Below are 17,565 nucleotides of genomic sequence, written 5' to 3' on the forward strand. Positions count from 1 at the left end.
ACCGTGTCCCGTGTATCCAGGAACCAATTTGATTCAAAACACAAAACAAACTGTATGAATTCTGATAACCAAAACCGATGTCTTATGAAAAAGCTGACATTTACATGGCTTTACATTCTGGCATTTCTGGGTTTCTCTCAAATAGGAAATGCTCAGGAATGTTTGCTCAACGCAGCTGACCTGGTTACCATCAATATGGATTCACGATGTGAACGGACGGTAACTCCGGCAGATGTGCTGGTCAACCTCGACACCACCTTGTGTGATAGTCTGGGGTTGATCATTGAGTACCCTTATCAGGAATTGGCTACCGATCTGGGGCCAAATCGCGTTGATAAGCGATTGATAGGGTATGTTCTTACCTGGCAAGTGATCGACTCCGCTACAGGCAACAGAACCTGGGGACGATTGAAAGTAGAGGATAAGTTTCCTCCTACGTTCAATTGTGTTGATACCCTGGTGAGCTGTTTTGTCGCGCAGGACTTTCCAGCCATCTTGAGTGATCCGATGGATAACTGTGATTATCCAGCCCGGACCGAAATCCTACACCAGCAATGGTTTGACTACGACTGTGCGAATCCGGATACACTGGGTCGTATCGAACGTACCATCCGTGCTTTGGACGTATGGGGTAACTCCTTTACCTGTAACCAGATATTGTACATCCAGCGTGAAAATCTGGATTCAATATATGTTCCTGGTTTGCGCATCATCGACTGCTGCAATGACAGTCTGAAAAACTCCATGTATGCCGAATATGTAGATGGCAAGTACATTCCGATTCCAGTGATCAATGACCTGGGAGAAAGTATCGGTTTGGTTGACCCAATCTACCTGGCTGAAGGCGGCGATACCACCTATCTGTGGCCTAACACCGGCTATTGCCAGATCTATTCGGATTACAAAGATCACGTGATTGAAACTTGTGGGCATTCCTACAAGATCCGCCGTGAATGGAAAGTGATCGACTGGTGTGCGCAGCGCGATACGATTTTGACCCAGTGGATTAAAATCGTTGACACCATGGCACCTGTTGCAGATCGTCCTCTGGATATCACTGCAGCTACCAAAGTGCACGATTGCAAGGCTCACGTCGAATTGAAGCGCCCGAAAATCACCAAAGAATGTTGGGATGCATTTGACGATGTAGAAGTTCGTTATGCCGTGGATGTACCTAGCAGCAGTCATCAGGCGAGCGAATTCATCAGCGGAACCATCGCTCCTGGTAAAACGGCGATCATCTACCTTCCTGCCGGTTGGTTTACGGTCACCTATACCCTGACGGACGGATGTCTGAACTACAGCGTCTATACGCAGAATGTATATGTATATGATAATTCACCTCCGACACCGGTGTGTGATGAGATCACGCAGGTGACACTGGATCCCGATTCCTGCTGGGCACGTGTTTATGCCAAAGACCTGGATGACGGTTCACACGACAACTGTTGCGAGCGTCTGCATTTTGCAGTAGCCAGCATGGACTCCATTGATTATTGGAGAAATTACTGGGAAAATTACTTTGAAGGTTGTTTTGACCACTATGGCTATCAGGATTATAAAGCCTATATCGATGCCTTCATTGAAGAGTGGATCAACATCTTTGTTTTCGATGACTACATCGATTTGACCCATTGCGGCTCTGAAAACCTCGTATTGCGTGTTTATGAAGCTTGTGATGTACCTCTCTACGATGATCACCTCTTCTATGGTGGTGAGCATGAGTGGTACTGGTGGAACAAATCGCCCTGGTTCATGGCATGGTACATGTGGAAACTGGATGAATACAAGCATTATGGAGATCCTCGTCCTGGACTGACATGTTATGAAGGCTCTACCTCTGGTCCGGAAGCTGAAGTGCCAATTACGTGGGACTTCCCGGTAACCTGGGAGATCACAACAGGTACTCATACTTTCTGTGATCCTTCTGACCTGAATACGCCGTTGTCCAAATACGGATATGGAACGCCATACGAAAACATGACCAACACGAGCTCGATCTTCTTCGAACATTTCTTTGGTCTGGATGGTAATCATGGTCCGGAAGCATGGCAAATGTGCTACTGGCATCCGCGCAACGAGTCCGCTCAGGCTGACTGGTATTCAAGAGTACTGGTTCCCTACCAGACAGAAGCTAAAGTCACCAAGACTTTGAACATCACCACTCCTTACTACAGCAAAGGCTTGTATGCGGATTGTATGATCGAAGTTTTGAAAGACGACAAAGTACCTCCGGTGATCCCGGATCTGGAAAACCTGACCGTGTATTGTGATGGTGTGCCTTACTGGGGTGATGCTAAACTGAATGGTGTGGATGAATTCATCTGGCACGGTGCACAGTATGCACATGATATTTGTGCAGAAGAGGACGACCTGGGCTATAGCTCCTGTTTCCTTGACGATACTAAAAAAGATGTTGTCAACCTTCCGGCCGGTAGCCTTTGCGTAAAAGTGCCATGGGATGGTCATGATTTCGGATATTATGGTGGTACTTACTTTGAGAATTACCACAGCTACGATCAGAAACCCTGTCAGCTTGACCAGGTTTGGAAACCCATCTACTGCCGCGTATGGCTGTGGTTGGATTACTACGATCGTGATGCCGATCACAAGTTCAATCCGGAGGATGAATTCACCGATATTTACGATGATATCTACGACAATTGCCGCATCAAGGATATTGAAGAATCCGTAGATAATCATTTGAATGAATGTGGTTATGGCTATGTCGTTAAGACCTGGACTGCCACCGACTGGTGTGATAACGTGACCACTGCTTCTCAGCATCTGTATGTTAAGCCGCGTTCAGACTTTGAAGTCAAATTCCCGGCTGACGTGAAGATCGATTGCAACACCGTCAACGGTAGCCTGGAAGAAGCCATCAAAGCATCTGCTGCTGGTGCCGGATACCCGGTTATTACGGACGATGATTGCGAACTGATCGGCGTTGCTTCTGAAGACCAGCTCTTCGAGACGGTAGAAGAAGCTTGCTACAAGATCCTGCGTACCTGGACCGTGATCGACTGGTGTGTGTACAATGCAGACCGTCACGTATTGAATCCTGACGTTATCGTTACCGATACCTGTGTGGCAAGTTCAGACCGTGACTGTGTCGTACGTCACCTGAAAGATGATGGAGATGGTATCGTTAAGTATACTCAGATCATCAAGGTATTTGATCATACGCCTCCGACGATCACGCCGGCCGAAGACCTGAATGCATGTATCAATGATCCGGATTGCGCTCCTGCAAGCATCGTTTATCCTTTGGGAGAAGCCGTAGATGCTTGTACACCTGGTGACAAGATCGGATACCGTTACTATGTAGATCTTAAAGGAGCCGGTAATCCTGCTCAGTATCTGCGTGGTACAGGTAATGTTCTGAATAAAGAACTTCCTGCCGGTAACCACAAAGTATACCTGATCGCTTCTGACAATTGTGGAAACGAAGATACCGCTTTGATCAAAGTAACGGTTAGAGACTGCAAGAAGCCGACACCTTATTGTTATCATGGTATCGCTACAGTGATTATGCCAACCTCCGGTTCTGTGACCGTATGGGCTAAGGACCTGGATGCAGGTAGCTACGATAACTGTACGACAGATCCGAACCGCCTGATCTTCTCTTTCTCGGAAGATGTTGATGATCAGAGCCGCGTGTTCACCTGCGATAGCATCGGACAGCGTGAGGTTAAAGTATGGGTAACGGACGAGGCTGGTAACCAGGACTTCTGTACCACCTACCTGTTGATCCAGAATACCGGAGCTTGCCCGGATGTATCCGTAACCAGCATTACGGGTAACATCCTGACGGAAGACAAGGAGAACGTAGAATTTGTGGAAGTCAAATTGATGACCTCCAACAATCCGATGTCCATGTTCAAAACTGGTGTTGATGGTAAATACAGCTTTGGCAGCATCAACATGGGTAACAGCTATACCGTTCAGCCTATTCGTAACGACGATGCAGTGAATGGAGTAAGTACCCTTGACCTGGTTGCTATTCAGAAGCACATCCTGGGTATTGAGAAATTCGATACACCTTATAAAGTGATCGCCGCTGACATCAATAAGTCAAACAGCGTATCTGCTGTAGACCTGGTAGAGCTGCGTAAACTGATCCTGGGTGTATACGAAACCTTTCCGAATAACACCAGCTGGCGCTTCATAAGCAAAGATCATCAGTTTGCCAACATTCAGAGCCCATGGGATTTCGATGAAACGAAGACCATGACGGACCTGAAAGAAGGCGTGAATCTGGCAGATTTTGTTGCGATCAAAGTAGGAGACGTAAACCATAGCCGCCAGGCACACAGCCTGCAGGGTGTGGAAGTACGGAGCAATGAAAACCTGACCTTCCAGATCGATGAGACCTCGCTGCAGGCAGGTGAAGAGAAAGTATTGGCTGTTCGTGCTACGGACTTCTCCGGAATTGAGGGATATCAGTTTACCATGAACCTGAAGGGTATGACCTTCTTAGGGTTTGAATCTGGTGTACTGTCCCTGAATGCTGACAACTTCGGAATGATCCAGCCAGAGAAAGGGGTAATCACCACTTCCTGGAATGCGACCAAACCGGTAACCTACTCGGATAAAGACGTCCTGTTCAGCATCCGTGTACGGGCTAACGAGAATGTTCAGGTCAGCAAAGCCGTACAATTTACCTCTGCCATCACCCGGGCTGAAGCTTATCGCGCCGGTGATGAGCCGATGAATGTAGATGTAGCATTCGTGGATGGCAAGCGGATCATAAATGCCGCTGACTTCCAACTGCTGCAAAACAATCCGAACCCATTCGCTACAACGACGAATATCGGATTTGTTCTGCCAAGTTCAGGTGAAGCTACATTGACCATCCTGGATGTAACCGGTAAAGTAATCAAGGTTTACTCCAACGAGTATACCAAAGGTTACCACCAGATCCAGGTAAGCAGAAAAGATTTACCAGCTAGTGGAGTATTGTACTACAAATTGGAGTCACAAGACTACACAGCTACACGAAAAATGGTACTGGTTGACTAAGGAAGACCAGTAGCCGATGATTTAAAATCGGTTTTTGGGATGGCCTCTCTCCAAGAAAGTTTGGAGGGGGGCTTTTCTCTTTATAGGGAAAAAGGAAAAGGGGAAAAGGAAAAGGAAAAGGGGAAAAGGGAAAAGGGAAAAGGGAAAATAGGTTGTAGAGATTGAAGAGGTTGAAGAGGGAAAAGAGGAAGCGGGGTAAAATCAGCTGGAGTAATATAGATATCATCGGGACTTAACACCGTGTTGTCCCAAGGCTCCAGCCTGCGAAAATTGGCACGGGGAAGGAACGAGAGGCATGGGAGATAGCAAAAGTTTCGGAAGTTACTGGGGCATATCCACAAATTACCGGGATTGATCCGGTGTGTTTTGGGCTGTTCAAAGGATCCACTTAATAACTCATTTACGGACTTGCCGCCACACCCATGGTGTCCGCCAGGGGTAGCCAATCATGGATTACCGTTTTAACTTATATCAATAATGATAATACGTTAAATATGAATTTGAAAAATTACCCGATCAGAATATTTTCTATCTTTCCATTCGAATCCTCCCGATAGAACCGATTTTCCTAGGAAAATTTAGATTAACCGCACCCTAAACCGTTATGTATGGAAAGATTTCAACATTTGAAACTTAATTCTGCATGGCTGGTAAGAATCATGAGCACCTTCGCTCTGCTGATGACTTTTGCCGCATCGTCCTTTGCCTTCGAGATCTGGTGTCCGAAAGATACCTGGATCTGGGATGAGGATATGCCGAATTACCACTACGAAAAACCCGTAGTGAACTCGTACTATCATTATGATATCTGGGGACCTTGGGAAGAGAAACACATCAACTGTGGAGAAGGTTACATCAAGGTAACCTGGAAGATCAAGGATCATTATGGAGACTGGCATTATTGTTATCAGACCATAACCGTCAAAGCGAAACACCATTATGGATCCATCACCGTGGAGTGTCCTAAGGACAAGACCATCTGGTGTGAAGACCTGCATTATTTAAAATACGAGAAGCCGTACGTTCATTCCTATGGCCATTATGAAATTTATGGCCCCTGGGTTGACGAGCATCTGAACAGCTGCGGAGTCGGCAAGATCCTGGTCACCTGGAAAATTGTGGATGACTGCGGACAATGGCAGGAATGCCACCAGTACATCTGGGTCAAACAGAAAAGCAGTTATGACAGTTATTACGGACCGGTGACCTGGTGGCCCAAGGACTACCTCACCGATTATTGTGAAGGTGATCTCAGTCCGGACAATTTGCCAAAAGGATACGATTATCCAAAACTGGCGTCGGACGAACACAATTGCAGCAGTCTGGGTATTAGCTATTCCGATGAAGTCTTTTATCCTTACGGGGACGCTGACTTCTGCTATAAGATCCTGCGTACCTGGAAAGTGATCGACTGGTGCAGCTATGATCCGTATGATCATTATGGTCATAAAGGACTTTGGGAACATGTTCAGGTGATCAAAGTCCATGGTGGGGGAGAAGCTCCTGACCTGGTATGCCCGGATGACATTACGGTTTCCGTGTCCGGCCATGACAACCAGGCTTACGTGGAGCTCGATCCCGTAGATGCCAGCTCGGCCAATAGTTGTTCCGATAAGCTGTATGTATCGAACAATTCCAAATATGCTGACCACAATGGTGCAGATGCCAGCGGTTATTATCCGATCGGCGTCCATTGGGTATCGTTCTGGGCTAAAGATGGCTGCCACAATACCGCCGAGTGTAAAGTGAAGATCACTGTAGAGGACCAGATCGCTCCGACACCTTATTGTGTTGCCAGCCTGGTTACAGTCATTGCCTGGCATGAAGACGGAGTCTACACCAAACTGGATCCGAAAAAATTTGACCTCGGTAGTTATGACAACTATACCCCGAAGAACAAATTGAAGTTTACCATGGATCCACCGGTATTGGAATGTTCGGATCTGGATACCAATCACGTAAAGATGTGGGTGGAAGATGAATTTGGGAACAAAGACTTCTGCACAGTCCAGCTTATCCTTCAGGATAACATGGGCATGTGTCCACGCGATTCCACCGAAGGGCTCTACAGCATCTCTGGCTCCATCAAGACCGAAGCAGGTCAGCCGGTTGTCAATGCGATCGTATCCTTTGCCAATAGTGATACGGTCTCAACCGTCACGGCAGCCAATGGTAACTACCAGTCGCTGCTGTTGCGTCCTGACCGGTCGTATTCCGTAATACCGACGAAAGAAGCTCATCCGATGGATGGGGTCAATACCAAGGATTACATACTCCTTTATCAGTATGTGATGGGTAATGCCACCCTTGACTCCCCGTACAAAATCATTGCGGCGGATGTCAACGGAGACCATAAAGTGACGTTCGAGGATGTATTCGCTCTCGGATCCATGATCCTGAGCAAGGATGAATCGATGCCGGCAGGAATGCACTCCTGGCGCTTTATTGATGCACATTATCAATTTGCACATCCTTCCGATCCATTCCAGGACAATTTCCATGAGTATATGACAGTGTCAACACTGGCAGACCATATGGAACATATGGATTTCATCGGAATCAAAATTGGCGATGTTGACGGATCTGTCGGGGGATTGGAAGCACGGGAAGAAGTTGACCGTCAATTAATCCTTGACATTATGAATCGTCTGGCTCCACAGGTAAAAGCATTAAAAGCAACCGTATATCCTAATCCATTCCATCAAGAGGCCATCCTGGAAATCGAATCACCTCAAGTGGACCAAGCGACTATTATATTACACGATGTCACCGGAAAGACCCTGTACCAGACGCAGCAGCAGCTGGCACCAGGCATCAATCAGGTGGCGCTGCCGGCACAAACCCTGCAGTCAGAAGGTATTTATTACTACCGTGTGCTGACCAGCACCGGTTCTGCAACAGGTAAAGTGTTAAAAGTAGAGTAGGCTACGTAAAGTCCACTATCCATTTGAAGCCCTTTCAAAGTACTTTTTGAAAGGGCTTTTTGTATTTATACACTTACTGCCAACTATTTACAAATTATAATAATACATAATATAAATAAGTTATGGTGTAAAATACCAGAGCCTGGGTATTGGTGTCTCAAACACATTACATAAATTTGTAATGTATAATCTGTTTTTAATAGAGTTACTACACTTATCAGATTATACTTATTTGTCATCCCTCCCTTCCCTAAAACAGTAAAAAACCTATTTGCAAACCTATAGGCCGGAATTTTTATAACCAGGTCTAAACGAATGATTATGGAATCTATCTTTAACCAACGATGGAAGATGTGGATACTTCCGCTACTATTACTGACAGGGATCACTACCCAGGCCAATGCACAGTTAAGCTGTCCATGTGCCTCGATAGAGGTGTATACCCCTTCTCCTACAGGGTGTGAATACACGCTTTCATTAGCCGATTTTTTGCCGGAGGACCCGATGTTGTGCTTGCCTCCACTATCATTTTTATTATTTAACGCGCAGGGTCAGATTGTCATCAGCAATAGCCTGGATTCTGTCGGCAAACCATTTATCTACAAGCTGGTCTTTGACATACTAGGTACAGACACCTGCCGGGGGATAATTACTTTGGCAGATACAACCAGGCCTGTATTGGATTATCCCGCCAGAGACACGGTCTCCTGCATTGTTCCGGTCGATTCTTTTCCTAAGCCGACCGAAGCAGATGTCATAGACTGCTCGGAAACCCGGGTTACCCAATTAGGAGATACCGAATTAGACTTGCTGGGTTGCAGTGACCCGACTTTTTATGCCAAGTATTATCGGCTTTGGCAAGTGGAAGATGCGAGCGGGAATACAACCCTGTTTCGTGACACCATTTATGCCCGAAGAGCCGATCTTGCCCTGGTGGAATTTCCAGCCAGCATCGTTGGAGACACCTTTCTAATCTGTGAAAATTACGATACCAGTGTAGCTGCTACCGGTTGGCCGTTGCTTGACTCGGTTCCGATTACCGGTGCAAACCCCAATTGCAATTTATGGGTCTTTTATTCAGACTCGGTCATGGTACTGAATTGTCCGGCCAATCAAAAGATATTACGTCGATGGACGATCATGGATGACTGCGGCGGTGCTCCCGGTGTGCGCCAGCAGACTCAGATTATTGAAATCCGGGATACCGTTGCCCCTCAGGCTGTGATACCGGATACCATGTACGCAAGTACCGGATTAGCTGGATGCTTTGGAGATTTTACAGCTCCTTTACCTTCTGAACTGAGTGATAATTGCATTGATTCAGCGGATATCACGATCGATATCCTTTGGATTGAAGGAGCACAATTAGCCGGTGCCGACCGCAGATTTACCACGGTGCCTCCCGGCACACACCACCTTGAGTATACCTTCAGGGATGGATGCGGAAAATTCAGCCGGGATACTATGGTCTTGATCATGGAGGACAATACGCCGCCTGCGGTTGTCTGTAAGGATATACAATTCCAATTCAACGAGGGATTTAATGAAATTACCGTTCCTGCTTCCATGTTTGACAATGGTTCTCAGGATTTGTGCGGTGGTGAGGTCTTCCTTAAGGTCAAACGGATGGATGTACCTACCGGAGAATGTACGACCTTTGATAATCCGGACTATGCTTTTTCCGATAACATTCGCTTCTGCTGTACGGATGCCGGCAATACGGTCATGGTACTGCTGCGAGGATACGACCAGTATCCAGGAACCGGTCCGGTATCGGACGATACGCTCACGGGACATTTCGCACAGTGTATGGCGCGCGTCACCATTCTGGATAAGGCAGCGCCGACGATCCTGTGTGGCGAGGCAGTTACAATAGACTGCAGTGAGGTATTGGATCTTTCTGCAGTAAGTGAGCCCACGGTGTCTGATAATTGTGATGATCCCAGGTTGACGCTGATCAGTACCAACACGGATGAACTTGATGCTTGCCATACCGGTACTATTTACCGGACCTGGGAAGCCAGCGATGCATCTGGAAATTCATCACGCTGCACCCAAATTATTGTCTCTGTAAACAATGATCCGTTTGATGCCAATAATCCGGATCATCTGGAGTGGCCGGGAGATACCGTTCTTTACGGTTGCGGGACACCATACGATACTACGGTGACCGGATCGCCACACATTTATTACGATGGATGCTCACAGATCGCTTATCGCTATTACGATGAAGTTTACCAAAGTGTAACAGGGGTCTGTCTGAAAATATTACGCTATTGGAAAGTGCTGGACTGGTGCCAGTTCACCGGTAGCGAATACGATCCTTTTGACCCCAATATTCCGGGTACCTGGCGGCACTTGCAGGTCATCAAGGTTATGGACTCGGTCCCGCCGGTGTGGGTAACCCGCGTAGAAGATGTAACGATCAGTATCGATCAGGGTTGTGGCCCGGTTCATGCGCGGCTGGATCAATTTGAAGCTACGGATTGCACCAGCAATCTGAAGTATCGGTTCCGTGTAGATTATGGTAATGATCTGACCATTGACACGGCTGGTACCGGTAATGTGCCGGAAGGAACATTCCCTGCCGGGCAGAGCAAGGTATTTATTTACGCGGATGACGGATGTGGTAATGTCATAGATACATTCTACCTGGTGACTGCACGGGATAACAAACTGCCTACCCCGCAGCTGGAAAGCCTGATCACCACGTTGATGGCTCCGGCGGGAATGATCGAGGTGCCAGCACGTAAGTTCAACAAGTCCAGTTTCGATAATTGCACGCCGGATGACGAGATTACATTCTCCTATTCGGATGACCCTGCTGATTCCCTGCGCACCTTTACCTGTGCGGATATTGGCCTACAATTACTGACGATCTATGTCTTCGACGCATCCGGCAATTTTGATTTCGCTATCAATGTTCCGCTAACCATCCAGGATAACAACAATGTATGCCCGGGACCGGCACCAAGTGGTAACCAGGGCGAGATCAGTGTCCAGGGGAAAATCACCACTGTCACCGGGAAGGCTGTTGACCAGGCAGATGTTTATATGAAGGATGATGCAAATGGAAGTCATCCGGTGAGCACCGACCTGCGCGGTGAATACCATTTCCTGAAAGTGGCGAAAAATGAGAACTATGAGATCAGGCCAAAGAAAGACATCAATCCGCTCAATGGCGTTTCCACCCTCGATGTGGTTAAGATCATCAAACACATCCTGGGAGCCGATAAATTGGTTGGCCCCTACAATCTGCTGGCAGCAGATGTCAACTTCAGTGGCCAGATAAATGGAGGTGACGTCATCGACTTGCGGAAAATTGTTCTTGGACTAGCCGATTTCAAAGACCAGCGTTCCTGGGTCTTTATTAACAAAGACTACCAGTTTAAGAACGATAACGATCCGTTTGCTGACAATTATCCTCAGTCTTACAGCATTCAGCAGGCTTCCAGGGATATGGACATCAACTTTATTGGTGTAAAAATGGGTGATGTTGATAATACGGCCATCCTGGGTCAGCTGAATCAGGCTGAGATCCGTTCGAACCCGGTACTTCCGATCTATTACAATGCTCCTTTCCTCCAGGAAGGTAAGGACTACCAGATTGAACTGACAGCGGATGCATTGCACGATGTGTGGGGCGGACAGTTTGTACTGGAATTGGACCCTGAGGTAGCAACCATTGAGGCTGTTCAAACAGGGGGCATGCTGAAAGCAGGCACAGCAAACGAACGAGGATTGAAGGATGGAATATTCAAATTCAGCTTTGCTCAGTTAGGTGCTGGCGAATTCAAACAGGGAGAGGTGCTGCTTACCCTGACCATTCGTGCCCGTAAGGCTACCAACCTCGACGGCCACCTGCAGTTTACCAGTGACGATTTATTGCCCGAAGTCTATCAGCAGGATCAGACCAACAGTCTGGCGCTGATACCCGGACAATCCGGCATCGAAGGCTTGCGTTTGGCCCAAAACCGCCCGAACCCGTTTGCTGATCAGACCATCATTGACTACTTCCTACCCGAGAATACCCCAGTGGTACTATCGGTGATGGATATCGCAGGAAGGGAGGTGCTGGTTCGTCAGATGGCCGGACAGAAGGGGCTGAACTCCATCGTCATTCAGGGCAATGAACTGCCACGGCAGGGGATGTACATCTATTCGATACGCACGCATGATGGCCTGCTCCAGAATAAAATGATCTACCTGCGCTAATCCTAGACAATGAATAACAACTTATTAATACAATTATTTAAAAACGACCGGTTTATGAAAACAACATGGTTTAACCAATGGATGTCTCGAACCCCGAGAACCCTGGTATGGCAGGTCGGCTTAGTTTTATCTTTCTTGATGACATTGTTCACCCATCCGGTGCACGCAACGTCAGTTGTTGATAAAGCCAAGTTGCTTGGTCCTTACGTGCCAGAGGAGCCGAGTGCGGTTCCCTTTACGCCGGATCCGGCGTTTGGCTGGTGCTATGACGTAGTTTTGTACCTGGATGGTTCCGGGACCGCGACTCTGACCCTTGATAAAGCATTGGGTGGTCCGGTTCCTATTGGAGCCAGCTATAGCCTGAAGGTGAGTGGCAACGGAGGGAGCACTTCCTTCAATTGCAATAGTGTAGGCCAGCGGATCTCGTATGTGATCCGTGACCTGAGTACCAACTTCACCTGCAATGGCTGGGTGAAAGTCATGGATACCCTTGCACCTGTAATCTCCTGCAGTCCTGGCGGCACCCTATTTTGCCAGGATGCCCTGGATGAAGCCAAACCATCGGCATCAGACAATTGTACGCCAGCTGATGAGCTGAAATATACGTACAAAGACGCCATGGAAATGAATCCCAATTGCCGGGATCTGGATAACTCACTGACCATAACCCGCACCTGGACGGTTACAGACCGCAGTGGCAACGCATCTACTTGCACCCAAGTATTTACCATCTCACGACCGAGTGTATTTGCGGTCGAAATTCCCAAGAATATCGTTCTAGAATGTCCGGTAGCAAATACCGATCCTGCAGTAACAGGGGTCCCAACCATAAACGGTAAACCATTTACACACTTATGCGGAGCTATTTATTCCTATAAAGATCAAATCAAAAAAGAATGCGGTAACACTTTCGTTATCTGGCGTAAATGGTTCATCACCGAATGGTGCACCAAGATCGTACGCGAACAATATCAGGTAATTACTGTCGTGGATCGTACGCCTCCGACTGCGGTATTCGCAGATACCATCGAAATAGGCACGGATCTGCATTCGGATATGGCAACCTATATGATCATGGGGCCGGAATCCGTCGAGGATGCATGTTCACCCAATGTGACCATTACCGCAGTGGTGGACAATACCACCATATTGAATAAAGGCAGCAAAGTCAAACTGAAAAAAGGTTACCACACCATTAAGTATGTGGTAAAGGATGCCTGTGGTAATGAGACCATGGGTAGCACCGTGATCCACGTTTACGACGATGAACCTCCAACGATCATTTGTCATGATATAACCGTAGAGGTCAACGTAGATTCTTTCTCCGTAGTCTGCCTCGACGATTTACCCATAACCGCAACGGATAATTGTGGAAATGTTGATCTGGCTATCCGTAAGGACAAAGATCTGTGTAATGACGGAGAGAACGACCTCATCTATGGAGATTGTGTGACTTTCTGTTGTGAAGATGATAACATCACGTATGTTACAGTTCGGGGAATCGACCCGGTAGGGAATCAAAGTACCTGCCGGTTCCGGGTTACCATCGTCGGTGTAGGTGGTGGTGTTCCGGTAATCTCCGTACTGCCAGCTCAGGATACCACGAATTGCGGACAGACCATCCAATGGGCACAACCTACTATCCAGTCCATTTGTGGTATTTCGGTTGACATCCTGATCGACACAATTGAGAACAGTCTGAATAACTGCGGCGTTGGTGCCATTACCCGCCGTTATATTGCGATCAATACCAGCAACGGGTTACGCGATACCGCTACCCAGCGGATTGTCGTGATCAATGAACATCCATTCAGTGCAGCCAACATCGTATGTCCGGATGACCTGGACATCCAGGGTTGTTCCGTGGATGATGCGATGAACCTACCGGATATCAGCTTTACCGGGTTGAGCAACCTGGATTGCTACGATATCGATACGACCTACCGGGTCACTCAAAGTTCATCCCCACAGTTTTGCATCATTTTAACCCGTGAATGGATCATCCGTGATCTTTGTCAGCCCGACTCCATGTGGAGCTGCACACAGATGATCCGGATCAATGATACCACACCGCCACTGATGAGCGGTCCTACGGATGCCACATTCTATGCAACCACGAACTGTACGGATACGGTCGACCTGGATTCAGTTACCGTGATCGACTGTGATCCGAATGTCGTAGTTACCAATAGCTTCGGAGGTGGAGCGAAATTCACCAGAATCATGATGGTGGGAGAATATGACATTTCGTTCTATGCTGTGGACAATTGTGGAAACCGGGATACCCTTACGGTTCATGTGGCGGTACAGGATACCACACCTCCGACGATCGTATGCCGGGACTCCATCATCAATTGCGGTGATCCCATTCCGCCGGTTTCTATCATTTTATCTGATAATTGCGTTTCTGCTACGGTGGATCTGCTTTCAGACACTTCCATCACCGATGCTTGTGGCAAAGGAAGGGTTATCCGTGAGTACATCGCTACCGATGGATCCGGCAATACCTCGATTTGTACGCAGACCATTACCATCTCCGGGGCAGGATTGTTCACGGAAGATGATATCACCTGGCCGGCGACACCGCTGACCTTTACCGATTGTCCTGATCCGGCTAATTTAAATACCGGCTCGACAACGGTGGACACTGCAGGCAAGCCCTGTATTAACGTATACGTATTCAGTTCGGATTCCATAGGAAAATCAGATTCATTCTGTCTGGTCATCTTCCGTACCTGGACGGTAATCGATTCCTGTAATCTGGATCTTGCGACCGGAGCAGGCCGCTGGGATTCGATACAGGTGATCCGCATTGATGACAATACTCCGCCGGTGTTAAGCGGACCGGTTGATATCACGGTGGGTGCAGGTACCAATTGCATGGCACAGGTTACCCTGGACACCGTGGTTGCCACCGATTGTGATCCATTTGTTGTGATTACCAATAGTGAAGGGGGAGGAGCAGTATACAGCGGCTCACTTCCGGTGGGTGTAAATACCATCACCTTCACCGGACGCGACTCCTGTGGCAATATCGGCACACTGGATGTACTCGTGACGGTTACGGACACGATACCTCCGGTATTGAATTGCTCCCGGGATGTTACCGTCGCTTGCGGAAGTTCAGTTAGTGCAATCTTACCTTCGGCTACGGATGCCTGCGGTGTGGTGGATACCATCCTGGTTGATTCAACCATTGTAAGCGGGCTGTGTGGACGTGATACCGTTATTTATGAGTTCATAGCCGTTGATAATAGTGGGAACAGAGATACTTGTTCGTACCGGGCTATCTTCCAGCCTGCCGAACCATTCTCCTGTGATTTTGTAAGGCTGGCACTGGATACCATTAACCTGATAAGCTGTTCAGCTTCAACGCATCCGGATAGTCTGCCAGGATCCAGACCTACTGTTGATTTTGGCTCCAATTGTTATGCCGTAGAAGTCACCTGGAATGATGAGACGATTTCCAATGGTGGTGTACAATGTTTACTTGAGATACACCGGACGTGGATCATCACCGATACTTGTGGTGGAAACAATGACGCGTGTTCTATCCTTCAGGTAATTCGTGTTGAGGACAAGGATGCCCCTGTACTTGCCGTGCCGAATGATACGTGTATTTTTGCTCCGGATACAGCCAATGGTTTCGTAATCGTCACTTTGCCGCCGGCGACCGCCGATGATTGTGATCCGGCAGTTACCATCACCAATAACTATAACGATCAGGGGGCGACCATTTCGGACACCTTCTACCTTGGACAGACGGAAGTTACCTTCTATGCAGAGGATGCCTGTGGAAACCGCGACACGGCAACGGTTGTCGTTGAAGTGAAGGACGTGACTGCACCGGTATTCAGTTGTCATAAGATCTTCCGGGAAGTGAGCAATGATCCCATACCGACGGTTACAGTCCGGCCCATTGAGTTCATCACGACCGTTCACGATAATTTTTATGACAGTACTCAGATCTGGTTCTCCTTCTCCACGGATATCACCGATACGGTAAGGACCTATACCTGTGACAGTGTTGGATTGCTTTTTGTTCCGATCGTGGCAACGGATGGAAGCGGAAACCAGGATACTTGTCTTACGCTCATCCGCGTACTGGATACGCTGGGCTTCTGCCCATCGCCATTGGTAACCATCGGTGGTTCCATTCTTACTCCGGATGGCCGCGTAGTTGAAGATGTAGAGGTCCAGGCCCGTGGCACGAATCCGGTAAAAGCCATGTCGGATGCCGACGGAATCTATGAACTCAATGCGATCCAGCATGGATCCAACTATACTGTTACACCGGTGAAAAAAGATGACCCCAGAAATGGTCTTTCTGTTCTTGACCTGATTGTGCTGAAGAAACACATTCTGGGTATCCAGGAATTCAATAAACCGGAACAATACCTGGCTGGCGATATTGACCTTTCAGGCAGTATTTCCACCAGGGATGTATATGAAATGCAGAAGTTGCTGGTTGGTGCCATCAATCAGTGGTCACATGGCCAATCCTGGAAGTTTTATGCTGCAGATTACAAATTCCCGGATCCGACTAATCCGTGGGTTGAAGCGATTCCGGAGTCCATATTGTTACCTGACGGAATTAACTCAGCGATGCATTCTGATTTCATCGCCGTGAAACTTGGTGACTTTGACGGTTCGGTACGGACAACAAAGTTGCAATCGGCAGAAGTACGGAGTCATGACGCAACCACCTGGCACCTGCCTAACCAGCGCTACCAGCCGGGTGAGCTGATCTCGGTACCAGTGTATGGAGACGCCGGCAGCTGGGAAGGCTGGCAGACCAGCCTCCAGATTGCAGATGGCAGTTTGGAACTGATCCGTGTAGAGCCCGGAACCCAGTGGAAAGATGTCTTTGATTTCCATGCCGATGAGGATGGGTTGCAGGTTGTTGCTGCCGATGTCCGTGGGGTTCAGAATAAGGAAGACGAACCATTGTTCACACTGACTTATTTGGCCCATCAATCCGGCCAGGTTGATCAGGCTATTGAGTTACAATCCGAGCGTCTTAAAGCAGAAGCATACCACGACCAGGGTAATTCTGCTGCGATACGCCTGAGTTACGATGGCGCGCAGGCTCCGGCGGCCCAGTTTGAGTTGTTCCAAAACCAGCCAAACCCGTTCGCTGCCTATACTGACATCCGGTTCTATGTACCTCAAAGCTCAGATGTTATACTCCGGGTATGGGATGCAACCGGAAGAGTGCTGGTTGATCAGCATAATTCCTATGCGAAAGGAGTACATCAGATTCGACTGGAGAAAGAACTGTCAGAAGCCCAGGGTGTCTTGTACTATCAGATTCAGTCGGGCTCTTACACAGCAACCAGAAAGATGATAAGGATAAACTAAGTTCTATAATCTTAGTTCGTTGTTCGTTGGTTAAGCCCCCAGG

Annotated in this window: 4 protein-coding genes; all 4 read left to right on the forward strand. The window is 47.9% G+C overall.

The annotated features are described in order from the left end of the window. Positions 1–84: 84 nt before the first annotated feature. Complete coding sequence (locus H6570_02930; protein ID MCB9318211.1) at positions 85–5,022, forward strand: T9SS type A sorting domain-containing protein; 4,938 nt, start codon at positions 85–87, stop codon at positions 5,020–5,022. Between the two features lie 608 nt (positions 5,023–5,630). Next, a complete protein-coding gene (locus H6570_02935) occupies positions 5,631–7,946 on the forward strand; it encodes a T9SS type A sorting domain-containing protein (GenBank protein MCB9318212.1) in 2,316 nt (771 codons plus the stop codon). Positions 7,947–8,267: 321 nt separating this feature from the next. Further along, positions 8,268–12,161: a T9SS type A sorting domain-containing protein gene (locus tag H6570_02940; protein ID MCB9318213.1), complete on the forward strand. Its 3,894-nt coding sequence runs from the start codon at positions 8,268–8,270 to the stop codon at positions 12,159–12,161. A gap of 54 nt (positions 12,162–12,215) precedes the next feature. Then, positions 12,216–17,522, forward strand: coding sequence for a T9SS type A sorting domain-containing protein (locus H6570_02945; protein ID MCB9318214.1), 5,307 nt, complete (start codon positions 12,216–12,218; stop codon positions 17,520–17,522). The last annotated feature ends 43 nt before the right edge of the window (positions 17,523–17,565 follow it).

The organism is Lewinellaceae bacterium, from assembly GCA_020636135.1.
Classification (GTDB): domain Bacteria; phylum Bacteroidota; class Bacteroidia; order Chitinophagales; family Saprospiraceae; genus JAGQXC01.

What these genes read in the sequence shown, in the direction of transcription:
- H6570_02945 (MCB9318214.1), top strand. Translation starts at nt 12,216, where the DNA reads ATGAAAACAACATGGTTTAACCAATGGATGTCTCGAACCCCGAGAACC.
- H6570_02940 (MCB9318213.1), top strand. Translation starts at nt 8,268, where the DNA reads ATGGAATCTATCTTTAACCAACGATGGAAGATGTGGATACTTCCGCTA.
- H6570_02930 (MCB9318211.1), top strand. Translation starts at nt 85, where the DNA reads ATGAAAAAGCTGACATTTACATGGCTTTACATTCTGGCATTTCTGGGT.
- H6570_02935 (MCB9318212.1), top strand. Translation starts at nt 5,631, where the DNA reads ATGGAAAGATTTCAACATTTGAAACTTAATTCTGCATGGCTGGTAAGA.